This window comes from Dyadobacter flavalbus (genome assembly GCF_006149045.1).
Lineage (GTDB): Bacteria > Bacteroidota > Bacteroidia > Cytophagales > Spirosomataceae > Dyadobacter > Dyadobacter flavalbus.
On sequence record NZ_VBSN01000006.1, the window covers coordinates 1 to 26,628 of the forward strand.

A 26,628-nucleotide genomic window follows, 5' to 3' on the forward strand; every position below is an offset into this window, starting at 1 on the left:
ATTATATCAACTACTACAACAAAGACAGGATCAGGCTTAATTTAAATGGAATGAGCCCGGTACAATACCGAGCTCATCACACTAATCGTTAATTCTTAAACTCGTCCAACTTTTGGGGTGCAGTCTACCGGCGGGCTGTGCTTTTTCGTTTATCAATGCTGTTTCAGTTCCAGCCCTGAGCGGTAATCGGAACGCGGCTGTCTGCTTTGGTATGCAGCACAACTTCATCTTTTTTATCCGTAATATAGCCGATGAAGCTGATCTTGGGATTATTCTTGATCAGCTCATAGGAAGCCTGCGGAACGGTAAAGAGCAGTTCATAATCTTCTCCGCCGTTCAGTGCAGCCGTTACGGGGCCGATGTTCAGTTCCGATGCTGCGAGGAAAGTCTGTTCATCAATCGGAAGGCGTTCTTCAAAAACCACGGCGCCGACGCCGGATTGCGCGCATATATGCAGCAGATCGGAGGCAAGTCCGTCGGATACATCAATCATGGCCGTTGGCAGTACGCCGGCTTCCGCCAGTTCGTAAACAACATCCATTCTTGCTTCCGGCCTTAACTGGCGCTGAATTACGTAATCTTTCCCTTCAAGTTCAGGCTGCATTTCCGGATTGGCAAGAAAAACCTGTTTTTCTCTTTCCAGCAGCTGAAGGCCAAGATATGCACCGCCAAGATCGCCGGTTACGCATAAAAGATCGTTAGGTTTCGCCGTATTGCGGTAAGTGATTTTATCCTTTTTTACTTTTCCATACACACTTACAGAAATCAGCAGGCCTGACCGGGAAGAAGAAGTATCGCCTCCAACGAGATCCACGTTGAAATCCGTACAGGCAGCTTTCATTCCTGCATACAGTTCGTCCACGGCCTCAACGGAAAATCGGTTGCTCAGCGCGAGACTTGCCGTAACCTGGCGCGGAATGCCGTTCATGGCCGCAATATCCGATACATTTATTGCAATGGCTTTGTAGCCAAGATGTTTTAAAGGGAAAAAAGTCAGGTCAAAATGGACGCCTTCCAGCAGCAGGTCGGAAGTTAGCAATCCGTATTCTTCACCGGAATCGATTACGGCTGCGTCGTCGCCTATTCCTTTGATTGTATCCGGCAACCGGGTCTTTATTCCTTCATTTATCCTTTTTATCAGTCCGAATTCTCCCAGACTGCTTATTTCAGTTCTTGTTTCCATCTTGCAAAATTAATCAAAAAAAGCCGAAGCCGCTTCTTTGCAAAACGGCTTCGGCTTGTGTACTATTTTCAGGAAAAAAAGTCCTGTAATTATGGATTGGTCAGCGTATATTCATTGATTGTACCGCCTGTTTTCGGGCTTGTCGTTAACCTTGTCAGTACCAGTCTGGCGTCTTCAATGGAAGTAATGGTAAATTCAATTCTTCCGCCGCTGCCGGTCGGAGCAGGTGTAAGGCCGCTTAGGATCAATTTATTATCATTCTCAACATCCCAGCTTCCGTTGAAAGTATTTCCGTCAAATTCGGTATAAGTAGCTGTTTTTGTACCGGATGCATTGTTAAGCGTAAGTCTGAAAGCTGAATAAGCCGGTGTTGTATTATTGGATCCGCCTCTTGTGTATACAACCGTGCTTCCGTGCTTCACAGATTCGGCAGTCCAGGCTTTGGCGATACGTTCGGAAACTGGTTTTACTTTTTCCTTACAGCCTGTTGCAGCCATTGCAAGCACCAGTATTGTACACCAAAGAAGAGAGTAACTTTTTTTCATATTTTCTTTTTCATGAATTTACTAACAAAACGCCAAGTTCCTACATTTTAGTCTTATTGTCAAAATATTCCGGCAAGATCATTTAATTTCCTGTGTGAAGGGCATTATTGCTAATTTGCGGTTTTAGAAAATAGTATGAAAGAATATACACGGGCGCAGCTGGCGCTCAGAAACGGTCAGGACCGCGAAGAAATATGGTGCGCATACAAAGGAAAAATTTACGACGTGAGTTCGTCACGGCTCTGGCGCAACGGGCATCATTACGAACATTGGGCCGGTCAGGACCTTACGAAGGAACTTGGCGCTGCGCCGCATACGGAAAAAGTTTTCGCACGTTTTAGTGTAGTAGGCCGTTTGAAACCTGTTTCTGAATCATAGCCATTTTATAAAATGCTCCTGAAAACATATCTGATCGCTGACAGCGGTTCTACCAAAACGGACTGGATACTGGCCGGCAAGAACGGCATGCATCGTTTTCAGTCGGATGGAATCAACCCTTTTTATCAGACTGCAGACGAAATTATTCCTGTTCTGGAAAAGCAGGTTTTGCCTTGTATTACAGAAAATCCTGAAAATATATTTTTTTACGGTGCCGGTTGTGCCGATGAAAAGACGAGCAAGCCTGTATTTGATGCATTGAGCCATTGCATCAGTTCTGCAAATAGAATTGAAGTGGCTACGGACATGCTGGGTGCTGCACGCGGGCTGTGCGGACACGAGCCCGGGCTGGCCTGCATATTGGGAACCGGCGCCAACAATGCTTTTTATGACGGCGAAAATATTGTTCGTTCCATCGGTTCGCTCGGATTTTGGCTCGGAGATGAAGGCAGCGGTTCTTATCTCGGAAAAACCCTGGTCGTGCATTTTCTTCAGAATGAGCTGCCGCCGGATCTTCATGAAGCATTTAACCTTACTTATCCCGGAACCGACCGGCTGCGGGTTCTGGACAATGCGTATAAAAAGCCGTATCCGAACCGGTATTTTGCATCCTATTCTATTTTTATAGCGGCGCATATCGGTCATCCGTATTTACAAGAAATAGTCGGGAATGCGTTCAGGCTGTTTACAGAAAAGTACATTTGCAAGCATGCGCATGCAGAAAATTATCCGGTGCATTTTGCCGGATCGGTTGCATGGCATTATCGGGATATTTTAAAAAAGGAACTGGAAAGAAAAGGGCTGGTGCCGGGAAGAATTATGAAGTCCCCGCTGGAAGGGCTGGTACAATATTATTCGGCAGATAAACAATAAAAGAAATTTCTGCTTGTTAAACTGTCATGTCGAGACGAACGATCCAATTACTTACTGTTTTTTCTGCGCTGCTGATTATCGGCGTAGTCATTACACAGATTTACTGGGTAAAACAGGCACTTGATCTCCGGCACCGGCAATTCAATCAGAATGCGCATGTAGCATTGCAGGATGTTGCCGGAAAACTGGCCAAGGTAAATGGCGTGATGCAGACGACGAATCCGGTGGAGCAGCTTTCTCCGGAATATTTTCTGGTCAATACCAATGCGACAACACAGCCGGACTTGCTGGAACATTTTATCAAAGACAGCTTTCAGAAACACAATCTGATCACGGATTTTGAAGTCGGGATATATGACTGTACGACAAACCGCATGCGTTACGGCATGTCGCTGAGTACCAAAAACAACGACAAAATTCCGACCAAAACCTCCAACTGGATCAAAACAGACAAATATCCTTATTATTTCGGCGTACGTTTTCCCGAACAGGAAGCATATTTTGCGGGCAGCATCAACGGCGCCATCTGGTCGTCGATTCTGGTGCTTGTGGCGGTATCTTTTTTTGCATATGCGCTGTTTGTGATTTTAAGACAGAAGCAACTTTCCGAGGTGCAGCGCGATTTTGTCAATAATATGACGCACGAACTTCAGACACCGATTTCCACAATCCGCATTGCTGCCGACGTGCTTAATTCTGAAAACATCGTATCGCAGCCGGTACGGCATAAAAGGTATGTGAAAATCGTGCAGGATGAAATTCTGCGATTGCAGGGACAAGTGGAAATGGTGCTTTCCATGGCTAAGGCAGAACGCAATGCGCTTACGCTCCAAAAGGAAACATTGAATGTAGAAACTGTAATCCAGTCCATTCTGCTGCCATTTGAGGACAGAATCAGATTTGATTCAAAAGCGGAAAATAACCTTATTGAAGCCGATCCGTTCCATTTCCGCTGCATGATCACCAATCTTATTGACAATGCATTGAAATATTCCAACGGCGATCCGGACGTAAAAATCGAAGCATATAATAAGGAAAAAAGCCTTGTTATTGCCGTTTGCGATCAGGGAATAGGCATTGCGCCGGAGTATCAGAAAAAGATTTTCAACCAGTTCTTCAGGATTCCTTACGGCGATGTACACAATGTAAAAGGATTCGGGATTGGCCTAAGCTATGTAAAGCAGATTGCAAGAGCCCATCACTGGCATCTTGATCTGGAAAGCACACTTGGAAAAGGCAGCACATTCAGAATAACCATACCTCAGAAACAAGCCTGATGAAAAAACGAATTTTATACGTAGAAGACGATCCGAACCTGGCATTTGCCACCAAAGACAATCTGGAAGAATACGATTATGAAGTGGTGCATGCGACGGACGGCGTTGAAGCACTGGATTTTTTCGGTAAAGAGCATTTCGATATATGCGTGCTCGACATCATGCTTCCGAAAATGGACGGCTTTACACTGGCTGAAAAAATCAGGAGTTCCGACAGTCAGGTTCCTATATTGTTTCTTACGGCGCGTTCTCTTCAGGAAGATAAAATCAAAGGACTTAAACTCGGAGCCGACGATTACGTCACAAAGCCGTTCAGCATTGAAGAACTGAAACTGCGCATTGATGTGTTCCTCCGCCGTAGCAAATCGGACAAGCCGGAAGCATCCAAAGCGGATGCTGCAAAAATAGGCAAATACGCATTTGATTTTCAGAAACTTACGCTGGCTATAAACGGAAGCACGCAGAACCTTACTTTTCGCGAAGCCGAAGTATTGAAATACCTCGCGGAACGGCCGGATCTTGTAATCCGGCGCGACGAACTCTTAAAGGCGATCTGGGGCGATGACGATTATTTTATGGGTCGGAGCCTGGATGTTTTTATTTCCCGTCTGCGCAAATATCTGTCCGGCGATCCGGATATCCGCATTGATAATGTACACGGCGTCGGCTTCCGGATGCGGTGGTAAACAATGTTTTTATAAAATTTGTTTGCTTGTTATTTGCTGAAAGAAAAATAATTATGCATCTTTGCACCCTCATTTGAAAAAATTGCAAGGTTATGGCTAAGGTTTGTCAAATTACAGGTAAAAGAACACGCGTTGGAAATAACGTTTCTCACGCTAACAATAAAACAAAGCGTAAATTCTTCCCGAATTTGCAAAAGAAACGTTTCTTCCTTCCTTCTTCAGGAGAATGGGTTACGTTGAAAGTAGCAGCTTCTGCACTTCGTACTATTAACAAAAACGGTATCGAGGCAACTATACAAAAAGCATACGACAAAGGAACGCTTACCTTCTGAAAAGAAATTTTACGAATTTATTGAAAAGGGCTTCTCCATACGGGAAGTCCTTTTTTTTGTAAAATACATTTTCAATTTATATTCCGGTTATGACTGACAATTCAGGAATTTTTCTGCTTTTGGGCTCCAATCTCGGCGACAGGCTTCATACGCTCGCCATGGCCCGTGAAATGATCAGTGAAAAAGTCGGGAAAATAAGCATTCAGTCTGCCGTTTACGAAACGGCACCTTGGGGCGTTACGGATCAGCCCGCCTTTCTGAATCAGGTGATTGTTGTTGAATCGGGGCAGGAGCCGGAAGAAATCTTAAGAAACATTCTGGATATTGAGCACGAGCTCGGGCGGGTCCGTTACGAACGCTGGGGCGCACGGGTTATTGATATTGATCTGCTTTATTACAACGATCTGATTCTGGACAGTGCCCGGCTTACTGTACCGCACCCGCGCCTTCAGGACCGCCGCTTTACTTTAATCCCGTTGACTGAAATAGCGCCGGATTTCATTAACCCGCTTCTTCATAAAACTTCTTTTCAGTTGTTGTCCGAATGCAGCGATGAAGGCATAGTAACGCGGATTTCGTAAAAAAATACTATTTGAACCGAGCTTTTCATTTGGGGCTTTTAGCCACTTATTCTTCTTTTTGCGGGATTCATCATTTTTTTGTGTCATATTAAGCTGATTAGCACTTGCTTTGTCTGCGGCTTGCCATGAACCTGAATTGTGTTGTCCAAAAACAGGTTTCAAGTCCTGATCCGGGCATTTCCGGCAAAACAGAAAAGTTCTATTTTGTCTTTTATAAGTTACCAAAATAAAGCATATGAAATATAAGATACTTTGTTGTTTTCTTTTACTGGGTATATTAAGCATCAGTCTGCCCGCAGCTGCTCAAAATCGGCATACCGTCAGCGGATATGTCAAGGATCAGTCAAATGGCGAAGGGCTTATCGGCGTATCCGTTTATGTGCGGGAAGCGAGCACCGGCGTGGTTACAAATGCATACGGATTTTATTCGATAACACTTCCGGCCGGTTCTTACACGCTTGTTTTCAGCTACATCGGCTTTCAGAAAGTAACCAAGTCGATTTCCCTTGATGCTGACAAAACGGAAAGCATCGAAATGACAACTGAAAGCAATGAACTTCAGGAAGTAACGGTTTCTACGCAAAAGGAGGATGAAAATGTCCGGAGCATCGAAATGTCTGTAAACAAAGTGGAAATGAAAACCATTCGCAAAATGCCTGCCTTGCTCGGCGAAGTGGACCTGATCCGGAGCATTCAGCTTTTGCCGGGTGTTACTTCCGTTGGAGAAGGTGCGTCCGGGTTCAATGTGCGCGGAGGCGATATTTCACAGAATCTGGTTTTGCTGGATGAAGCTCCGGTTTACAATTCCTCGCATTTGTTCGGGTTTTTCTCTGTTTTCAATCCGGATGCGGTCAAAGATGTAAAACTGATCAAAGGCGGGATTCCGGCGCAGTACGGCGGACGTATTTCATCCATTCTTGATGTAAGGATGAAAGAAGGAAATTCCAAAAAACGCGAAATAAACGGCGGGATCGGGACTATTTTTTCAAGACTTACGTATGAGCAGCCGTTTGCAAAAGGAAAAGGATCCTTTATAGTAGCCGGCCGCCGTTCTTATATTGACATACTGGCAAAGCCGTTCCTGAATTCCGATCTGAAAGATTCCAGATTTTATTTTTATGACCTTACGGCCAAAGTGAATTATCAGCTTGGAAACAAGGATACGTTTTATGCTTCGGGCTATTTTGGAAAAGATGTTTTCGGAGGCGGCGATTTTGGCTTTGGCTGGGGAAATGCCACGGCTACGGCCCGCTGGAACCATATTTTTTCGAATAAATTATTTATGAACCTGACCGGTTTTTACAGTAATTACGATTACTCGCTCGGCCAGAACCAGAACGACCCGAGTGCAAAGGACCGCTTTGACTGGAAATCCAAAATCATCAGCAAAAGCATAAAGCCCGATTTCACTTTTTACATTACGCCTAACAATCAGCTGACTTTTGGCGGACAATATATTTACTACGATACACGTCCCGGAAAAGCAACGGCCGTTTCGGAAGGAGAAAATACGGACATCAGCCTGGATCCAAGGTATGCGGACGAATCGGCTTTGTACGTTGGCAACGAACAGAAGTTTTCAGACCGGATTTCCTTGCAGTACGGCATTCGGTATTCCTATTTCAGAAGTCTCGGGCCGGGAACGGAATATCAATATGCGGAAATTTCAAAAGGGCAGCGCAAGCGACCTGTATTTCCCGGCAACCGGTATGAAAAAGGAGATGTAATTAAAAATTACGGAAACTGGGAGCCGCGTGCATCTCTGAACATCGGATTGACTTCCAGTACTTCTATCAAGGCGAGTTACAACCGTACCGCGCAATATCTGCATCTTTTATCCAACACGGCTGCCAGCTCGCCTTTGGACGTATGGACGTTAAGCTCTGTCAATATTCGTCCTGAAAAAGCAGATCAGGTTGCATTGGGCTGGTTCCAGAATTTCAAGGATAACACGTATGAAGCCTCAATTGAGGTTTATTATAAAAAACTGTATAATCAGATTGATTACGTGCCGGGTTCCGATCTGCTTCTGAACCGGTTTGTGGCGGGTGATCTGCTTTTTGGGAAAGGCCGGGCGTACGGCGCTGAATTTTATGTAAAGAAAAATAAGGGAAAGCTGACCGGCTGGGTAAGTTACACGTTGTCCCGCACGGAACGGCTTGTGGAGACAGTAAGCAATAATGAATGGTTTCCTGCCCGTTTTGACAAGCCGCACAATTTTACGTCTGTTGCTATTTACGACCTGAACAAAAAATGGTCGCTTTCGGCCAACTTTACAATTACTTCCGGAACGCCCGCAACATTTCCGACCAACCGGTATGAATGGGGTGGATGGCCGATTGCAAACAATTACAATGGTTCCAGAAACAACAACAGAATCCCGGCATATCACCGTCTCGACCTCGCAGCAACGTTAAAGGCAAAAAGAAAACTGTTCAAGTCCGGAGAAGGAGAATGGGTACTTTCGGTTTACAACGTTTACAACCGCCGGAATCCGTTCTCTGTTTACACCAGGTCCAATGAAGATACGCCGCTCAAAACCGAGGCCATCCGTTATGCTGTTATCGGGAGCTTCATTCCGGCAATTACCTATAATTTTAAATTCTAGAAACTGCGTTTTTATAAGTAAAAAACAGCTTTTTATGCCAGAAAAATATTGGATGATGAAAGATTTCCTGAAAAATGTAAAAGTCAGAAAGGCAGCCGTAAGCATGCTTTGTGCAGCCGCTTGTTTCTTTTTTACAAGCTGTGAAGATGTTATTGACCTTGAAACACAAACCGGCCCGGAGCAAATGGTTGTGGACGGATGGATTACGAATGAAGCCGGCCCGCAAACCATCAAACTGACCTGGTCCGCAAATTATTTCAATAACAATGCACCAAAGCCCGTTCTGAACGCAGAAGTTACCGTTACGGATAATCTTGGAAAAACCTTTGAATTTGAAGATGCCGATGCAAACGGCACTTATGTATGGGGCACTTCCAGTGCCGACACTCTGGGGCAAACCGGAAGAACTTATACGCTGAAAATCAAGAACGGGGCGGAAATGTATTCTGCAGTTACCGAAATAAAACGGGTTCCGACTGTGGATTCTGTTGTTTACCGAAATGAAAAGCTGCCTTTTGAACCGGACAAAGGTCCGAGAGAAGGATTTGTAGCGCAGTTTTATGCAAGGGATTTCGCTGGTTCGGGCGATACGTACTGGATAAAACCATTCGTTGGAGGAAAGGCAGTTGTGGACAAAGCCGTCAATATTTCCATTGCATACGATGCCGCATTCAACTCCGGCGCAGCCACCGACGGACTGATTTTTATTCTGCCGCTGCGTGAATCCATTACAACAGATTCGCTTTATTCTGCCGGTGCATCTGTGGGTGTGGAACTTCACAGCATAACCAATGAAACCTTTGAATACCTGAATCAAATTCGTGAGCAGGCTTCAAACGGCGGATTGTTTGCAACGCCGATCACAAATATCCGGTCCAATGTCATTAATGCAAATCCAGACGGCTCGAAGGCACTTGGCTTTTTCGGCGCTTCGGCAGTCAGTCGGAAAGAAACGGTCATCGATCCGGCAAAAGCCCGTCCGGACGATGATTAAGGTGTTTTCTAAATAGCATGTACCGCTGGCAATTCAGTTTACCAGCGGTTTTTTGTTATAAATAGCTTTTGGCGATCAGCTTTGAGCTTTTAGTTTGTAAAAGATGCTCATCCGAGCTAAATTCAATCAACTGCTTATTTCAATATAAAGAAGGTTAAAACAAGCTGAATGAAAGTTTTTAAAGTCTGTCTTTACTAAATGCGTATTTTTCAAGCAGCCATCAGCTAAAGGCCAAAAGCCATTAGCTATAATCAAACACCCCGATCATGAAAATAAATTTACTTGCCATTTTACTGCTTTTAACTTTTTGTGCTGCTGCGCAGAAACGTTCAAGGGAACTGGGGATCAAAATCGGCGTACTTTCTCCGGGTACGATGAACGCCATAACGGATGTTGCAGGCGTAAAGGTCGGGCAGGTTACTTTGTCGGAAGGTGCTGATGTAAGAACGGGCGTAACGGCCATCCTTCCGCACGACGGTAATCTTTTTCAGCAAAAAGTAATGGCCGCCATGTATATCGGCAACGGTTTCGGCAAACTGGCCGGCTACTCTCAGGTGGAAGAACTGGGAACACTGGAATCGCCCATTGTGCTTACGAATACGCTGAGTGTCCCCACAGCAGCGGATGCAATTATTGACTGGACATTGACCCAGAAAGGCAATGAAAATGTAAGGTCCGTAAATTCGGTTGTAGGCGAAACCAATGACGGTTACCTGAATGATATCCGCGGCAGGCATGTAAGAAAAGAGCATGTGCTCAACGCGCTGGCACAGGCGGTAAGCGGGCAGGTAGCCGAAGGCAACGTAGGCGCGGGAACAGGAACGGTCTGTTTCAACTGGAAAGGAGGCATCGGCACTTCATCCCGCAAGCTTCCCAAAAATCTGGGCGGCTACACGGTCGGCGTTCTTGTACAGACCAACTTTGGAGGTGTACTGAAAGTGAACGGCGTGCCTGTAGGTGAAGAAATGGGGAAATACGCATTCAAGGAATCGCTGGACAAATCTTCGGACGGATCGTGTATGATGGTCGTAGCCACGGATGCACCGCTGGACGCCAGAAACCTGAAACGACTTGCCAAAAGGGTTTTTATGGGCATGGCGCAAACGGGCGGCATCGCATCAAACGGCAGCGGCGATTATGTAATTGCCTTTTCTACTGCCAACCGGGTTTTGCATGAAACTTCGGAATCCACTTTCAGTGCCAGCTATTTGCATAATGATTATGTCTCGCCGCTCTTTCTTGCTGCCATGGAATCCACGGAGGAGGCTATTATCAATTCACTTCTGATGGCGCGTACTTCGGAGGGCACGCAAGGGCACAAGGTTGAAGAACTTCCTGAAGATAAATTACTGGAAATCATGCGAAAATATGGCAGATTGAAGCAATAGCCGATACTTTGCCTGACTTTTGATTCTTTCCTTACAAAAAATTTGCGATTGTGATTTTTTAAATGAAAATTTGCCGTTTAATTGGAATCCCGCTCTTGGACTTGAAGACTGCAAAGGTTATTAATCAGACAATCAGCTTAATGCTGGCCATCATCCTTCTGATGGTTGCAGGAATGCGGTCGTGGCCTGCACATCATGGTTCAGTTCAGGATTACGCCTCGGAGGCTGAGAAAGCAAGCAAGGATTTTACAAAGAAAGATTTTCCGGGCTCAGCGAAGTCCGATCAGGCGAAAGTAAGTACGTTGTCGCTTGATGCTGTTATTACCCTGGCCATTTCCTACGATTTTTCTCATTATTTCTATTTTCTGCCGCAGCCTGACTGGCATTTTGTTTCCGGTAAGGCCATTGTAAAAGTTGCTTTTGAAGAGCCTTTTTTCTTTTTTTCCTACTTTCACCGGATCTTCGGAAGAACGTTAGTCACCAACGCACCCTGAATACCTTTTCAGGCGATTGAACGTTATCTCTTCAAATACTTGATACAGCCTGTCTCCGTTGTTTCTGTTGAATGCCTTGATTTGTTCAATCATTGATTTTACAGCTGTCGTTGCCTGTTTCCAGGCTTTTTACAACTTCGTTTTTACTTACAGAATTTCATTTAATTTTTTTTATAATCAAACCAGATGGCCAATAGGAATGGAATATTAGGGCTAACCATTGTGATTGCCCTTATCAGCGTCTATTATCTTTCTTTTACTTTCGTTTCAAGAAACATAAAGAGTAAAGCGCTGACTTTTGCAACAGATGCAAAAGGTGATGTTGATCAGTCAAAAAAGCAACGCTACATTGACTCATTGTGGCGAGAAGATGTCTATTTGGGACATACTTTGCAGGAAGTTACCGAGCGTGAACTGAACCTCGGACTTGACCTTCAGGGCGGTATGCACGTTGTTCTGGAAGTTTCTCCTGCCGACATCCTGAAAGGAATGGCGGGCGGAAATGCACGCAGCGCAGCATTCCAGAGCGCTTTGAAAACTGCAGCCGAAGATAAAGCAGCAAGCAACAAGACCTTTATCAATCGTTTTGTATCGGCATATAAAGCAGCAGCTCCGAATACAAGTCTGGCGAGCGTATTTGCAACAAGTACCAACCGTGGAAAAATCAGCAGCAACTCATCGGATGGTGACGTGATCAAAATGCTGAACACAGAAATTGATGGTTCTATAGACCGCGCTTTCCAGATTACACAGGCCCGTATTGATAAATTCGGTGTTACAAACCCGAATATTCAGCGTCTTCCAGGCCAGAACCGCGTTCTTGTTGAACTTCCGGGTGTTGACAACCCTGAGCGTGTACGCCGCTTGCTTTCAGGTGCTGCAAGACTGGAATTTGCAGAAGTATATCTTACCAATGAAGTAGCGCCTGCGCTGGACGGACTGGGAAAATACCTTGCAAAACAGGATGAAATCAAAAAAGCCACTGCAAAGCCTTCGGCTACTGCAGCAGCAACAGATACTACGAAAAAAACAGGCTTGGGCGGATTGGCCGCGCAGCTTGAACAGAAATCAGATTCTACGGTTTCGGATTCGTCAGCACTTGCAGCTCAGAGTGCAGCTTTGACCAGCCTGTTTGTGCCAATGCCGCAAGGATTGGGTGTTTACCTGAAAGATACAGCACGTGCAAACGAAATCCTTACGCGTCCGGAAGTTCGTTCGCTGTTTCCTGCAGACCTTGTTTTCATGTGGGACCGCAAAGGAACTGAAGGTGCAAACAACCAATTGATCCTGCCTTTGTACTTTATCAAAAAGGCAAATGGCGAGCCTGCAATGGAAGGTGACGTTATCGTGGATGCAACGCATGACTACGATGAGCGCGGCCGTCCGGAAGTTACCATGCGTATGAACGGGGAAGGCGCACGTAAATGGCGTTCACTAACGGCACGCAGCATTAACCGTCCGGTTGCAATTATTATTGACAATCTGGTTTATACAGCTCCGACGGTGCAAGGTGAAATTCCAAACGGTAACTCAAGCATTACAGGAAACTTTACAGTTGAAGAAACAAAAGACATGTCCAACGTGCTTAAAGCCGGTAAGCTGCCTGCTCCGACGCACATTGTGGAAGAAGCTGTTGTGGGATCTTCACTGGGTGCGGAAGCGATTCGTGACGGTATCCTGTCTTCTATTGTCGGCTTGGTTATTGTGCTTGTTTTCATGGTTGCTTACTACAACAAGGCCGGCTGGATTGCAGATATTGCATTGCTTATCAACTTGTTCTTCCTTTTAGGGGTAATGGCGTCTCTGGGAGCTGTTCTGACGCTTTCAGGAATTGCGGGTATTGTACTTTCCATCGGTATGGCCGTGGATGCAAACGTACTGATATATGAAGGTATCAAGGCGGAACTGGCGGACGGCAAGCCGTTCGGACAAGCTGTTCAGGATGGTTTCAAGCACTCGCTGACTGCCATTATTGACTCCAATGTTACAACGCTGCTTACAGGTATCATCCTTTATACATTCGGAACGGGTCTTGTGCTTGGCTTTGCAACAACGCTGGTCATTGGTTTGATTACTTCTTTGTTCACAGCTATTTTCATCACACGTCTGCTGCTTGAAAACCAGATCAAAAAAGGAAAGGTATTTAACTTTTATACCGGTCTTACCAAAAACTGGTTTCAGGATAACCACTTTGACTTTGTTTCGCAGCGCCGTCGTTTCTATATTATTTCTTCCATCATCATCGCCATCGGAGTAGGATCGTTTATTTTCAAAGGATTCGGTCTGGGTATCGATTTCAAAGGCGGACGTTCTTATGTTGTCCGTTTTGAGAATTCGGTTGATGCGGATGATCTGAGAAGCATTATGGATACAGAACTGGGTTCCACTACAGAAGTTAAAACTTTCGGTGGCCTTGATCAGGTTAAAATTACAACGCCATATTTAATCGATGTCACAACGCCTGATGCTGATCAGAAAGCTGAAGCCAAAATTTTGTCGGGTATTTCCAAAATAAAGGGTAATCCTGCAAAGATTGTAAGTTCCAATAAAGTAGGTCCTACAATGGCGTATGATACACTGTTATCTGCTGTGTATGCCATTCTGCTTGCACTTGCTGCCAACTTTATATACATTCTGATCCGTTTTAAGCGTGTTGCATTCAGCTACGGCGCAGTTGTTTCACTTGCGCATGACGTTGTGATCATTCTTGCCATTTTCTCTTTGTTTAACGGATGGCTGCCATGGTCGCTTGACATTGATCAGGCTTTCATCGGTGCAATCCTGACCATGATCGGATATTCAATGAATGACACCGTTGTAATTTATGACCGTATCCGCGATTATCTGAACGATGAGCGGTCACGCGGACAAAGCATGTCAACTGTTATCAACAACGCATTGAACAGTACGCTAAGCCGTACGGCAGTAACGGGTATTTCGGTAATACTTGTACTGGTTGTATTAATGATTTTCGGCGGTGCGGTAATCCGCGGATTTACATTCTGTATGCTGCTTGGTGTAATTGTGGGTACGTATTCTTCCCTGTTTGTGGCAGCTCCGATTGTTGTTGACCTTTTACAACGTGAAAAATCAAAAGAGCCGGCACTTACGGTTGCAGATACTGCTGCACCGGTTGCTGGAAAAAAGATTAAAGCATAGGTTTTAAAGAATAAAAGGGGGGAAGTTTTATACTTTTCCCCTTTTTATTTTGTAGCTATACATACTTGACAAATTTTCTTCTAGTTTTATGCTGTTACTATAACTACAACTAAGCGCTTTATATGGCAAATCAATTATGGGTTAAAAAGCCTATTGAAAAATTATTACAGGAATCAACCGGAGAAGCAAACCAGTTAAAGCGGTCGCTGGGATCAGCCAGCCTGGTTGCACTTGGAATTGGTGCGATCATCGGTGCAGGGCTTTTTTCATTAACGGGAATTGCTGCGGCAGAACATTCCGGACCGGCAGTAACCATTTCATTTATACTCGCAGCGCTTGGCTGCGCATTTGCAGGACTTTGCTATGCCGAGTTTGCTTCCATGATACCCATTGCTGGAAGTGCTTATACTTATTCATACGCTACAATGGGCGAATTTGTAGCCTGGATTATAGGCTGGGACCTTGTTCTGGAATATGCGCTCGGCGCTGCAACCGTTTCCGTAAGCTGGTCACGGTATCTGCTCGAATTCCTTAACAAGTTTGATATTCATCTTCCTACTCAGCTGGTTTGTTCTCCTTTTGAAGTAGTGAAACTGAGTAACGGAACGGTAATCGATAACGGAATTGTCAATTTGCCGGCTATAATCATCGTTTGCCTGTTGTCATTGCTTCTGATCAGAGGAACGCAGAGTTCTGCTTTCCTGAACAATTTGCTTGTTATCCTCAAAGTAGCAGTTGTACTGATATTTATTGCATTGGGATGGAGCCACATTGACCCTCAGAACTATGTTCCATACATTCCTGATAATACCGGAAATTATGAAAACTTTGGCTGGACGGGCATTGCCACCGGAGCGGCCGTAGTATTTTTTGCCTTTATCGGATTTGATGCGGTTTCAACGGCTGCGCAGGAAGCAAAAAACCCGCAGAAAGGAATGCCGATCGGAATTCTGGGTTCGTTGGTTGTTTGTACAATTCTGTATGTGCTTTTTGCACATGTGATGACGGGTCTGGTAAAATATACCGAATTTGCAAATGATGCAAAACCGGCTGCAACGGCTTTCGCCAAAACAGGTTACGATTCACTTCAGACCGCATTGATCATCGCAATTCTGGCGGGATATACCTCTGTAATCATTGTGATGCTTCTGGGGCAGAGCCGCGTGTTTTATTCCATGAGTAAAGACGGGCTGCTGCCTAGATTTTTCAGTGATGTACACACCAAATTCCGGACTCCATGGAAAACAAACCTGTTCTTTATGGCGTTTGTAAGCATCTTTTCCGGGCTTGTTCCGGTAAGTGATCTGGGCCATATGGTGAGTATCGGCACGTTGTTTGCATTCTGCCTGGTTTGTGTGGGCGTCTGGATGCTGCGTGTAAAAAGACCTGATCTTCAGCGATCATTCCGTACGCCGCTCGTTCCGTTTGTACCGATAATGGGAATTGTGGTTTGCCTTTACCTGATGTATTCTTTGCCGGTAGAAAGCTGGTTCCGTCTGGCAATCTGGCTTGCGCTGGGCCTGGCTGTTTATTTCGGCTATGGTAAGAAGAACAGCAAGTTGGGAAGGGAGTAGGTTTTTGACGGATGACGGTGATTAATTGTCATTTATTGTCAGTGATGGTCATTGATTGTTTTTGATCTTTAACCAAAGCTAATTGCTGGCAGCTGAACGCTAACTGCTAAACAGCTGTGAATAATCATAAAAAAGTCTTGCTTTCAGGAACCCGGAAGCAAGACTTTTTTATTTAAAGCCAAAAGCCAAAAGCCAAAAGCCAAAAGCCAAAAGCTATATTCTTGCAAGAACCCTTTCCGAGACCGTTTGACCGATTGACAATGAAGAAGTTGCTGCCGGTGACGGGGCGTTGCAGATGTTGATCGCGCTTTTATTTTCAATAATCGAAAAATCGTCCAGAAGACCGCCGTCATAATCACAAGCCTGCGCACGCACGCCCGCGCCGCCAGGAACAAGATCGTCGCTTTGGATTTCCGGGATCAAACCTTGCAGTGCTTTGGTAAAAGCAGCTTTGGAAAATGAACGATAGTACTCGCCCATACCGGTTTTCCAGTATTTTGCAGCTACTTTCCGGAAACCCGGCCAAGCCAGCGATTCCATCATTTCACCGACATTCAGATCTGTTTTACGGTACCCTTCACGCCGGAAGGCAAAAACGGCATTCGGGCCGGCTTCAACGCCTCCTTCGATCATTCTGGTAAAATGCACACCCAGAAACGGGAAATTCGGGTCGGGGACGGGATAAATCAGATTTTTGACGAGGTATTGTTTTTCCGGAACAATCTTGTAATACTCTCCACGGAAAGGAATGATTTTGACCTTTATATTTTCAGGCTGCGTTAACTGCGCAATTTTATCGGAATACAAGCCGGCGCAATTTACGATCAGGCGTGTTTCAAAAACTTTGCCCGTAGCTGAAACAACTTCGGAATGTGTATTGCGGCTTTTTACATCAATGATTTTTTCGCCAAACCGGATTTCTCCACCCAGCTTTTGCAGGCATTCGGCATATTTTTCAGAAACCGATTTGTAATCGATAATGCCTGTATAAGGAACCCAAATGCCTTCCATACCTGTTACATGCGGTTCAATTTCGCGGATTTCAGCTTTGGAAATCATTTTGTTTTTTACCAAGCCGTTTTGCAGGCCTCTTTCATAAAGGTTGCGCAGCAAAGGTTTCTGATCCTCGCTGGTTGCTACAACGATCTTACCGCACAAGTCATAAGGAACGCCTTCACGGTCGCAGAAATCGATGAGCATCTGATATCCGCGGATGCAGTTTGTTGCTTTTAGGCTTCCCGGTTTGTAATAAAGTCCCGAATGAATTACGCCGCTGTTGTGCCCCGTTTGATGCTTTGCAACTTCATTCTCCTTTTCCAGCAAAACCAGTTTCAATGAAGGTTTCTGCTCCTTGATCCGAAGTGCGGTAGCAAGGCCGACAATGCCGCCGCCTATAACTGTAATATCGTACATGAAATATAAATTACTGCTTGTTTGATCCGAAAATTACGCAGGAAGTGAAATTTTCCCCATTGAAATTCCGGGGACGCCTTCCTTTTCTCCAAAATGATTTTGTTGCCCTGCAATGGCTTCATTGGCCAAAACTGCAAAAAGTACGGCTTCTTTGGCATCTCCGGGAACACCAAGCTCATCAATCAGCCTGACCGGAGCATTCAGTTCTTCCTGAATGGCCTGCATCAGTACGGGATTATGCGCGCCGCCTCCGCTGGCATAAACTGTATAAAAGTCATTCTGGCTCATCACGCTTTTTATCGCATCGGTAATTGTGTCGGCGCTCAAACGCGTGAGTGTAGCAATGATATCCTGCCGTGACAGCGACGTAAGTTTTGCTTTCTGAATGGCAGCTTCCACGTAATCAAAATTGAAAATTTCGGGGCCCGTTGTTTTTGGAAAAGGCTGTTTGAAAAAAGGGAACAACTTCAATGCTTCCAGCAACGGAGCATTTACTTTTCCTTTGGCAGCGATTTCGCCATTTTCGTCATACGGTTTATGAAAAAATCTTCTTGTGTACGCATCAATCAATGTATTTCCCGGGCCCGTATCGCTGGTGAAAACCGCCGCAGTATCCTGATTTCCGGGAAGGAAGGTAAAGTTTGCAATGCCGCCCATGTTCAGCAGAATGCGGTTTTCACCTTTTTTGGAAAACAGGAAATGGTCGCCGTACACTGCAAGCGGAGCGCCTTCGCCGCCGGCTGCAATGTGCTTCTGCCGAAAATCGCTCAGGGTAATGATTCCGGTTTTTACAGCAATATGGTCACCGTCCCCGATCTGCAGAGTTGAATCGGGAAACAGGCTTTGCCCGTGCTGCTTTTTAGGCGCATGAAAAACGGTTTGTCCGTGGCTGGCAATCAGGTCAATTTCCTCTGGCGCAATGTTCCACTGTTTCAGGCAATCCAGAATAATTTTCCCGTGTTCAATGCCGATGTAAGGATTTAAAAGACAAAGCTGCTGGAAATCGATTTCTCTTTTCGCAAAAATTTTGCGGATCTCGTTCCGAAAATCATCCGAATAGGGCACCGTTACGAAATTTTCCATTTTCAGAACCGTATCGGTTCCGCTGTTCTCGATGTTGCATAAGGCTACGTCCAATCCGTCGAGTGAAGTACCGGACATCAACCCGATAATGCGCCTGCTTTTTTTGCCGGCAATTTCGTAAAGCTTCTCTATGTGCTTTTTCATAGAATATAAATGGTAAAAAAAGAAGTCAAGCTTTAAAACCTGACTTCTTTTCAAAGAGATATTCAATCCCTGTTATTTACTATCGGTTGCCGGTGAAGCAGTAGCCTGCGGTTTGTTTGCATGATTTTTATTTTTACCGGACTTGTTCTTTTTCTTCTTTTTCTTCTTCTGTTCCTCGCTGTATTTCTTGTCAAGGTTTTCAAGATCACTGTTCAGTTTGCCAGGGATTTTTTCGATGCTCTTTTCCGGTTCCGGCGTCAGGATATCGAGTGATTCGGGAAGAATATCCTTTTTGTTCAATGCAATGATCTCCATTACTTTATCAATGGCGACCGGATACCAGTTTGTATCTTTATCAAAACCGAACCACATGATCTTCTTGAAAATATCCGTCTTTTGTAAAACGGCATTTCCTTTTTTGGTTTTCAGCGGTGCGTCTACAGTCGGAATGTCGCGCAAGGCGTCGATATATGTTTCCAGCTCATAGTTCAGGCAGCATTTCAGCCTTCCGCATTGTCCGGAAAGCTTGGCCGGGTTCAGGGAAAGATTCTGATAGCGGGCAGCAGCCGTTGATATATTTTTAAAATCCGTAAGCCAGGTCGAGCAGCATAATTCGCGTCCGCATGAACCCAAACCGCCCAAACGGCTTGCTTCCTGCCGCAGGCTGATCTGCCGCATTTCGATCCTTACCTTGAATTCCGATGCCAATGCTTTGATCAGCTCACGGAAATCAACACGTTCTTCTGATGAATAATAAAAAGTTGTTTTGGTATTATCCGACTGGAATTCAACGTCTGAAAGCTTCATATTCAGCTTCATCTCACGAATGATTTCACGCGTACGATAAAGCGTCGGCATTTCGCGGGCCATCGCCTGCGTATGCTTGTCAAGGTCTTTCTCAGTTGCAATACGATAAATCACGTGCATGTCGTCGTTTATCACGACGTTTTTCCGTTTCATCTGAAGCCTTACCAATTCACCCTGCAAGGAAACGGCACCGATATGCTGGCCGGAGGCCATTTCACAAACGACATAATCGCCTGTGACAAATTCCAGTTGATTTATATTGCGAAAGTACTCTTTTCTTCCGCCTTTAAACTTTACTTCTACTACATCAAAACGCTGGCTGGCGGGCACATCCATGTGGCTCAGCCAGTCAAAAACATTCATTTTATTACATCCGCCTGTTCCACAGGTTCCTTTACTTCCACATCCGGAAACAGCCGATTCACTCGTGCCGCATCCTCCGGATGAACATGATCCACATCCCATAATTACACATATTCATCAATCATTGTACCGAATTAAATCCACACCGATATCATGCCGGAAATATTTTCCCTCAAACTGAACTGCCTGCGCAGCACGCTGCGACTTATGCACGGCGTTTTCAAGGGAATTGGCAAGGCCTGTAAGTGCCATTACCCTTCCTCCGTTTGTCACGATTTCGGTGTTTCCGTTAAAAGTAGTTCCGGCGTGATACAAAAATACGTCTTCTACTTTTTCACTTCCGGAAATCACTTTCCCTTTTTCATATTCTCCCGGATAGCCACCCGAAACAACCACCGTTGTAACGGCTGTCTGGGGAGAAATCTGAAGTTCAAAATCATTCAGCGTTCCTTTGGCCGTAGAAGCCATCAGCATCGCAAAATCAGATTGAATCCGAGGTATCACAACCTCCGTTTCCGGATCGCCCATCCGTACATTATATTCAATAACGTAAGGTTCGCCTTTTGTATTCATTAATCCGATGAATATAAAGCCGACATACTTGATTCCTTCGCTTTTCAAGCCGTTTAAAGTTGGCTTAACCACTTTTTCTTCTACTTTTTTCAGAAAATTTGCATCGGCAAAAGGTACCGGAGAAACAGCTCCCATTCCGCCGGTATTCAGTCCCGTGTCCCGTTCACCGATCCTTTTGTAATCTTTTGCTTCCGGCAGTATTTTATAATGTTCACCGTCTGTAAGTACAAACACAGACAATTCAATTCCTTTCAGAAACTGTTCAATAACCACTTTATTTCCAGCTTCCCCGAATTTGCCGTCCAGCAGCATTTCCTTGAACGCCTGTTCCGCCTCAGCATGTTTTTCAGCTATAATGACGCCTTTTCCGGCAGCAAGCCCGTCTGCTTTAAGCACGATCGGAAGCGGATGGCTTTCCAGGTATTTAAGACCGTCCGTCAGCGTTTCCGCAGTAAAAGTCCTGGAAGAAGCGGTCGGAATGCCGTACTTCTGCATAAACTGTTTGGAAAAATCCTTGCTTCCTTCAAGTTGTGCGCCCGCTTTGTTCGGGCCAATGATTTTTATTCTGGAAAGATCCGGTCTTGAAGCAAAATAATCAACGATTCCGTTAACAAGAGGTTCTTCCGGGCCTACAATAACCAGTTCGACATTATTTTCCAGCACAGCATCTGCAATGGCTTCAAAGTCATTGTAAGTTATCGAAAGGTTTGTTGCAATATTTGCGGTACCGGCATTTCCGGGTGCTACAAACAAATTGTCACAAAGAGGGCTTGGGGCAATTTTCCAGGCAAAAGCATGTTCTCTTCCGCCCGATCCCAATATAAGTATGTTCATAAATGGTTATTGTTTCGCTAGGCACTGATAATAACAAGTTTTCAGACGGTTAGTTTGCCAGTTCTGATAAAAACTTGATACGCATCAGTCTAAGTTCCTCTTCGCTTATTTCATCATTGGCAAATTCATCCAATGCGGCAGCAATATTGTCTGTTTCGGCTGTCATAAAATAGTCATAAATATCCTTTTGCCTTTCGCGGTCAATAACCTGGTTAATATAATAGTCCAGATTCAGTTTGGTGCCGGAATAGCAGATATGTTCCACTTCTTCAATAACGTCGGCAAGCGCAAGATCCTTCACTTCGGCAATTTCGTCCAGACTTACTTTCCTGTCAACCTGCTGAATGATAAATATCTTGATCTTGGATTTGTTGACCGTCGATTTGATGACAACATCTTTCGCGGTCTCTATTTCATTTTCTTCAACATATCTTGTAATCAGATCCAGGAACTGGCGTCCGAATTTCTGGACTTTTCCCATTCCCACGCCGTTGATCTGCGCCATTTCCTGCTGGGTAGTAGGATAGGTTGTGGCCATTTCTTCTAGAGAAGGATCCTGAAAGATAACATAAGGCGGGAGATTTTTCTCTTTGGCTACTTTTTTCCTGAGGGCTTTAAGCATGCCCAGAAGCGCTTCGTCGTAAGCATGGGCACTTCCGCCGCCGGTTGCAGCATCCTTGTCGTCATCTTCGGGTTTTACTTCTTCTTCGTCAAAATTATGGTCTTTGTGAAGCGTTACCGGATAAGGGTCATTCAGATAGTTGGCGCCTTTTTCTCCCAGTTTGATAACACCATAATTCTCAATGTCTTTTTCCAGATAATTGAAAATCACCAGCTGACGGATTGCCGAAACCCAGTAATCTCTGGATTCATTCAGTTCCAGTCCTTTGCCGTAAACTTCCAGCTGATCGTGCTCGTAGCTTTTTACATACTGGTTTTCAGTGGCTGTCAGAAGATCGGCAATATGGTCGGCATCAAAGCGCTGCTCGGTAAGCTGAACTGCTTTCAGCACCAGAATAACATCATCCTGAACTTTGGTCTTTTCAGTCGGCTTGATGCAGTTGTCGCAAAAGCCGCAGTCTTTTTCAAAATATTCACCGAAATAACTCAGCAATTGTCTCCGCCGGCAAACGCCCAACGTGGAATATGCCACCATTTCATTCAGCAAATGACGGGCATTGTCGCGTTCGGTAACGGTTTTGTCTTTATTGAATTTTTCGAGTTTCTGAATATCTTCATAGCTGTAAAACATCAGACAGTTTCCTTCCAGCCCGTCGCGTCCGGCGCGGCCTGTTTCCTGATAATAGCCTTCGAGCGATTTTGGAACGTCGTAATGGATTACAAAACGAACATCCGGCTTGTCGATTCCCATTCCGAATGCAATCGTTGCTACAATCACGTCTGCTTCTTCATTCAGGAATGCATCCTGATTGGCCATGCGCGTGTTGCTGTCAAGGCCGGCATGATACGGCAATGCACGTACGTCGTTAACGGTCAGCAGTTCGGCCACTTCTTCAACCGTTTTGCGGCTGAGGCAATATACAATTCCGGATTTGCCTTTGTTATTGCGCACATACCGGATCAGCTGCTTTTTTACATCTTTTTTAGGACGTATTTCGTAGTAAAGGTTTTTACGGTTAAAAGAAGATTTGAAGGTTTCGGCTTCTTCCATCTGAAGATTCTTGCGGATATCCTGCTGTACTTTCGGCGTTGCAGTTGCCGTCAGCGCAATAATGGGAAGGTTGCCTATGTTTTCAATGATTCCGTAAATGCGGCGGTATTCCGGCCTGAAATCGTGGCCCCACTCTGAAATACAGTGTGCTTCGTCAATAGCAACGAAGGATATTTTTACTTTTTTAAGAAAATCCAGATTGTCTTCTTTGGTAAGTGATTCCGGTGCGATATAAAGTAACTTCAGGCTTCCGTCCAGTGCATCGGTTTTTACCCTTGTCATTTCTGCTTTTGTAAGCGTGGAATTAAGGAACTGCGCGTTAATCCCGAATGCCGTCAGCTGATCCACCTGATTTTTCATCAAGGCAATCAGCGGTGAAATGACAATCGTCAAACCGTCACTGACAAGGGCCGGCAGCTGATAGCAAAGCGATTTCCCTGCGCCTGTGGGCATAATCACGAATGTATTTTTGCCAAGCAGGATATTTTGAATAATTACTTCCTGCTCACCCCTGAACTGACTGTACCCGAATATTTCTTTAAGTCTTTCTTTCAACGTGTCTAGTACGACTGTATCAACCTTCTTTACCATACTCTGTTAACAAAATGGTTACCCCAAACTTCTATATCTTTGCTTTTGAAATTAAAAATTACAATTGGTTCTTAATAAAACAGTGTTTCAGATTTGAAATTAATAAAAAATATTCAGTCAATAGCAAAAGATGTATTGCGGCAGGAGGCTGAAGCATTGCATAGTCTGATTGATTTGATTGATGATGAATTTGAAAAATGCGTATATGCCATATTAAATTCTGGCGGACGGGTTGTAATCAGCGGAATCGGCAAAAGTGCGATCGTCGGGCAAAAAATTGTGGCAACGCTGAATTCTACCGGAACGCCCGCATTATTCATGCATGCGGCCGATGCCATACACGGTGATCTGGGCATGATCCAGAAGAACGATGTTGTCATTGTGATCTCCAAAAGCGGCGATACGCCTGAAATAAAAGTGCTGGTTCCGCTTCTGAAACGTACCGGCGTAATCATGATCGCGATGGTCAGCAACAATGATTCGTACTTGTCACGCAACAGCCATTATATTTTGCATGCATTTGCGCCGGTCGAGGCCGATTCGCTGAATCTTGCTCCAACGACAAGCACTTCCGTTGCCATGGCGCTCGGCGATGCGCTGGCCATAAGTCTGCTGGAAGCAAGAGGATTTACGCATGACGATTTTGCGAGGTTTCATCCGGGAGGTTCTTTGGGAAAAAGGCTTTATCTGAAAGTTTGTGACATTTACCCAAACAATGCCATTCCTGTTGTGCACGAAAATGCGACGCTGAAAGAAGTCATACTTGAAATCACTTCCAAAAGGCTCGGCGCAACTGTTGTTGAAAAAGCTTCGGGCGAAATGGCCGGAATTATTACAGACGGAGATTTGCGGCGGATGCTGAATCTGCATGCCGGAGACAGCATTTTACATCTGAAAGCCTGCGACATCATGACAACTTCCCCGATATGCGTTTCTCCGGACGAATACGCGGTGAAAGCGCTGGAAATCATGCAGGCAAAAAGTATAACGCAGATCGTTGTTGTGGAAAATGAAAAAGTGCTGGGCTTTGTTCATCTGCACGACCTTTTGCGGGAAGGACTTGTATAAAAAAAACAGCCAATTCAATATTACATTAAATTGGCTGTTTTCCTGTTTTTATCTGAATCTTTTGGATTGCTGTACCGTACGTTCATCTTTCCGGATGAAGCGATTGGCAAAAACATTGGCAAGCATGGCTGCAACCAGGCCGTAAAATCCGGTTTCGTAATTGCCCGGAGAATTTGGGTCAAACAATTTTGCGGTTTTGTAAAAAGTAAAATAAATCACAAGCCCCATCGTAATGGTCATCAAAATGGAGTTCACTGCACAAAGTGCGGATTGTAAAACCCGGTTTTTGTATTGAAATATGGCGTAAGCCGCCACGCCTGCAACAAGTATGGCCAGAATAATAAGATAATATACCGGCTGCACATTGGATTGTACGGCATTGATCTGATGGTTTAACCTGATGGCGGTAAGATCTGCTCTTTCTTCTCCTGCCATGGCAGTTTTGCTCCATATCGGAAAAGAAAGAAAAACGCCCATTCCAATGATTGTAATGGCTAAAAAAACGGTCTGAATTCTTTGTAACATGTGTAATTGAAATATTTTTCTGTGCTGCGTAAAGCACAAATTTACTAAAGTCGGAACAGAGTTAAAGAAAATCGGGGACTACTTCTCCGTACAAGTCAAATTCCTCTGCGGAAGTGATTTTTACGTGTGCAAAATCGCCAAGCCTTACATACTGGCTTGCAGGAACAAGCACTTCATTATCCACTTCCGGCGAATCGAATTCTGTACGTCCGATGAAATGACCGCCTTCCTTGCGGTCAAAAAGCACTTTATACGTATTGCCGATTTTGTGCTGATTCAGTTCATAGGAAATTCCCTGCTGAAGTTCCATAATGGCATCCGCACGTTCCTGTTTGATCTCTTCCGGAATGTCGTCGGCCATGGTATAGGAATGCGTATTGTCTTCATGCGAATACTGGAACGCACCAAGCCGGTCGAAACGCATTTTTTCCACAAACTCGTAAGTTTCATCAAACAAAGCTTCCGTTTCGCCCGGATGCCCGACGATCAGCGTAGTCCTTAATGCGATTCCCGGCACTTTTTCGCGGATCGTGTATATTAAAGATTCTGTTTTTTCACGCGTAATGCCGCGGCGCATGGATTTCAGGATTTCTGTTGAGCCGGACTGCAAAGGCATATCGAGGTATTTGCAAACGTTGCTCCGCTCGTTCATCACATCCAGAATATCCATCGGAAAACCGGCCGGATAAGCATACTGCAAACGGATCCACTCAATGCCTTCCACATCGGAAAGTCTTGCAATAAGATCTGATAAATTTCTTTTCTTATAAATATCCAGACCATAATAAGTAAGGTCCTGCGCAATGAGAATCAGTTCCTTAGTACCTCGTTTCGCCAGCGACTTAGCTTCTTTTACCAGTTCATCGATCGGACGGGAAACATGGCTTCCGCGCATGATCGGAATGGCGCAGAAACTGCACGGACGGTCGCAGCCTTCTGCAATTTTAAGGTATGCATAATGTGCAGGCGTCGTCAGCAAGCGTTCGCCGACAAGTTCATGCTTGTAATCTGCTTTCAGCGTTTTGAGCAGCCGCGGAAGTTCATTGGTGCCAAACCATGCGTCTACAGTCGGTATTTCAACAGAAAGTTCATCTTTGTAGCGATGTGAAAGGCAGCCTGTCACGTAAATTTTATCCACCATTCCGGCTGCTTTTGCATCGGCATAGCGCAGAATCGTATTTACGGATTCCTCTTTGGCATTATCGATAAAGCCGCAGGTATTTATTACAACGATCTGTGAATCATCTTTTTTAGATTCATGCGCGACAGTAAATCCGTTTCCTTTAAGTTGTGTATAAAGCACTTCGGAATCAACCAGGTTTTTGGAGCAGCCCAGCGTTACAATATTTACTTTATTCTTGACAATTCCTTTGGTTTTCATTTGATTTAGCTATTAGCAAACGGCCGTTAGCTATTGGATTTTAATTAAAAATAGATATTCCCTTTTATCAGCAAAGTGATTGATAATGAACTGTAAAATGAA

General features: G+C 44.8%; 23 protein-coding genes. 14 read left to right on the forward strand and 9 right to left on the reverse strand.

The window, feature by feature from the left end; genetic code table 11:
- The first annotated feature begins 5 nt into the window (after window positions 1–5).
- A complete protein-coding gene (locus tag FEM33_RS26935) occupies window positions 6–92 on the forward strand; it encodes an IS3 family transposase (protein ID WP_374756416.1) in 87 nt (28 codons plus the stop codon).
- 71 nt (window positions 93–163) lie between these two features.
- On the opposite strand, the gene thiL is transcribed toward FEM33_RS26935, so the two are convergent.
- Window positions 164–1,183 (reverse strand): thiamine-phosphate kinase, encoded by a 1,020-nt coding sequence (gene thiL / locus FEM33_RS00050; RefSeq protein WP_139010092.1) that lies wholly within the window; start codon window positions 1,181–1,183, stop codon window positions 164–166.
- Between the two features lie 89 nt (window positions 1,184–1,272).
- On the reverse strand, window positions 1,273–1,728 hold the full coding sequence (locus tag FEM33_RS00055) for a hypothetical protein (RefSeq protein WP_139010093.1): 456 nt from the start codon (window positions 1,726–1,728) through the stop codon (window positions 1,273–1,275).
- Between the two features lie 135 nt (window positions 1,729–1,863).
- Here FEM33_RS00055 and FEM33_RS00060 point away from each other — a divergent pair, with 135 nt between their 5' ends.
- The 12 genes from FEM33_RS00060 to FEM33_RS00115 all read left to right on the forward strand — a co-directional run bounded on the left by FEM33_RS00060 (window position 1,864) and on the right by FEM33_RS00115 (window position 16,072).
- The gene (locus FEM33_RS00060; protein WP_139010094.1) at window positions 1,864–2,106 is read left to right on the forward strand and encodes a cytochrome b5 domain-containing protein; all 243 of its coding nucleotides are present in this window, start codon (window positions 1,864–1,866) and stop codon (window positions 2,104–2,106) included.
- Window positions 2,107–2,118: 12 nt separating this feature from the next.
- Complete coding sequence (locus FEM33_RS00065) at window positions 2,119–2,979, forward strand: N-acetylglucosamine kinase (protein WP_139010095.1); 861 nt, start codon at window positions 2,119–2,121, stop codon at window positions 2,977–2,979.
- A 26-nt stretch (window positions 2,980–3,005) separates the two neighbouring features.
- Complete coding sequence (locus FEM33_RS00070) at window positions 3,006–4,256, forward strand: sensor histidine kinase (RefSeq protein ID WP_139010096.1); 1,251 nt, start codon at window positions 3,006–3,008, stop codon at window positions 4,254–4,256.
- A complete protein-coding gene (locus FEM33_RS00075; protein WP_139010097.1) occupies window positions 4,256–4,942 on the forward strand; it encodes a response regulator transcription factor in 687 nt (228 codons plus the stop codon). Before FEM33_RS00070 ends, FEM33_RS00075 begins: the two co-directional genes overlap by 1 nt.
- Before the next feature lie 92 nt (window positions 4,943–5,034).
- Entirely contained in the window at window positions 5,035–5,274 is a 240-nt protein-coding gene (gene rpmB / locus FEM33_RS00080; RefSeq protein ID WP_090384950.1) for a 50S ribosomal protein L28, read from the forward strand.
- Between the two features lie 89 nt (window positions 5,275–5,363).
- Entirely contained in the window at window positions 5,364–5,855 is a 492-nt protein-coding gene (folK, locus tag FEM33_RS00085; RefSeq protein ID WP_139010098.1) for a 2-amino-4-hydroxy-6-hydroxymethyldihydropteridine diphosphokinase, read from the forward strand.
- 235 nt (window positions 5,856–6,090) lie between these two features.
- The gene (locus FEM33_RS00090; protein ID WP_139010099.1) at window positions 6,091–8,463 is read left to right on the forward strand and encodes a TonB-dependent receptor; all 2,373 of its coding nucleotides are present in this window, start codon (window positions 6,091–6,093) and stop codon (window positions 8,461–8,463) included.
- Window positions 8,464–8,497: 34 nt separating this feature from the next.
- Window positions 8,498–9,457 carry a DUF4249 domain-containing protein gene (locus tag FEM33_RS00095; protein WP_229214004.1) on the forward strand — a complete coding sequence of 320 codons (960 nt, stop codon included), beginning with the start codon at window positions 8,498–8,500 and terminating at the stop codon, window positions 9,455–9,457.
- A gap of 266 nt (window positions 9,458–9,723) precedes the next feature.
- The gene (locus FEM33_RS00100) at window positions 9,724–10,845 is read left to right on the forward strand and encodes a DmpA family aminopeptidase (protein ID WP_139010100.1); all 1,122 of its coding nucleotides are present in this window, start codon (window positions 9,724–9,726) and stop codon (window positions 10,843–10,845) included.
- 140 nt (window positions 10,846–10,985) lie between these two features.
- Window positions 10,986–11,339 (forward strand): hypothetical protein, encoded by a 354-nt coding sequence (locus tag FEM33_RS00105; RefSeq protein ID WP_139010101.1) that lies wholly within the window; start codon window positions 10,986–10,988, stop codon window positions 11,337–11,339.
- A 186-nt stretch (window positions 11,340–11,525) separates the two neighbouring features.
- Window positions 11,526–14,498: a protein translocase subunit SecDF gene (gene secDF, locus FEM33_RS00110; RefSeq protein WP_139010102.1), complete on the forward strand. Its 2,973-nt coding sequence runs from the start codon at window positions 11,526–11,528 to the stop codon at window positions 14,496–14,498.
- A gap of 122 nt (window positions 14,499–14,620) precedes the next feature.
- Window positions 14,621–16,072, forward strand: coding sequence for an amino acid permease (locus FEM33_RS00115; RefSeq protein WP_139010103.1), 1,452 nt, complete (start codon window positions 14,621–14,623; stop codon window positions 16,070–16,072).
- A 213-nt stretch (window positions 16,073–16,285) separates the two neighbouring features.
- Here the strand turns inward: FEM33_RS00115 and lhgD are convergent, their stop codons facing one another.
- From lhgD to recQ, 5 genes are all read right to left on the reverse strand, one after another.
- Window positions 16,286–17,485 (reverse strand): L-2-hydroxyglutarate dehydrogenase, encoded by a 1,200-nt coding sequence (lhgD, locus tag FEM33_RS00120; protein ID WP_139010104.1) that lies wholly within the window; start codon window positions 17,483–17,485, stop codon window positions 16,286–16,288.
- A 33-nt stretch (window positions 17,486–17,518) separates the two neighbouring features.
- Window positions 17,519–18,712, reverse strand: coding sequence for an anhydro-N-acetylmuramic acid kinase (locus tag FEM33_RS00125; RefSeq protein WP_139010105.1), 1,194 nt, complete (start codon window positions 18,710–18,712; stop codon window positions 17,519–17,521).
- A 72-nt stretch (window positions 18,713–18,784) separates the two neighbouring features.
- Window positions 18,785–19,882 carry a PSP1 domain-containing protein gene (locus FEM33_RS00130; RefSeq protein WP_229214005.1) on the reverse strand — a complete coding sequence of 366 codons (1,098 nt, stop codon included), beginning with the start codon at window positions 19,880–19,882 and terminating at the stop codon, window positions 18,785–18,787.
- Between the two features lie 117 nt (window positions 19,883–19,999).
- On the reverse strand, window positions 20,000–21,289 hold the full coding sequence (purD, locus tag FEM33_RS00135) for a phosphoribosylamine--glycine ligase (protein ID WP_139010107.1): 1,290 nt from the start codon (window positions 21,287–21,289) through the stop codon (window positions 20,000–20,002).
- A gap of 49 nt (window positions 21,290–21,338) precedes the next feature.
- On the reverse strand, window positions 21,339–23,552 hold the full coding sequence (recQ, locus tag FEM33_RS00140; RefSeq protein ID WP_139010108.1) for a DNA helicase RecQ: 2,214 nt from the start codon (window positions 23,550–23,552) through the stop codon (window positions 21,339–21,341).
- Window positions 23,553–23,645: 93 nt separating this feature from the next.
- Here recQ and FEM33_RS00145 point away from each other — a divergent pair, with 93 nt between their 5' ends.
- A complete protein-coding gene (locus FEM33_RS00145; protein WP_139010109.1) occupies window positions 23,646–24,620 on the forward strand; it encodes a KpsF/GutQ family sugar-phosphate isomerase in 975 nt (324 codons plus the stop codon).
- 48 nt (window positions 24,621–24,668) lie between these two features.
- Here FEM33_RS00145 and FEM33_RS00150 read toward each other — a convergent pair whose 3' ends face one another.
- Both FEM33_RS00150 and rimO read right to left on the reverse strand, forming a co-directional pair.
- Window positions 24,669–25,145 (reverse strand): DUF4293 domain-containing protein, encoded by a 477-nt coding sequence (locus FEM33_RS00150; RefSeq protein ID WP_139010110.1) that lies wholly within the window; start codon window positions 25,143–25,145, stop codon window positions 24,669–24,671.
- 61 nt (window positions 25,146–25,206) lie between these two features.
- Window positions 25,207–26,526 carry a 30S ribosomal protein S12 methylthiotransferase RimO gene (rimO, locus tag FEM33_RS00155; RefSeq protein ID WP_139010111.1) on the reverse strand — a complete coding sequence of 440 codons (1,320 nt, stop codon included), beginning with the start codon at window positions 26,524–26,526 and terminating at the stop codon, window positions 25,207–25,209.
- Window positions 26,527–26,628 lie beyond the last annotated feature (102 nt).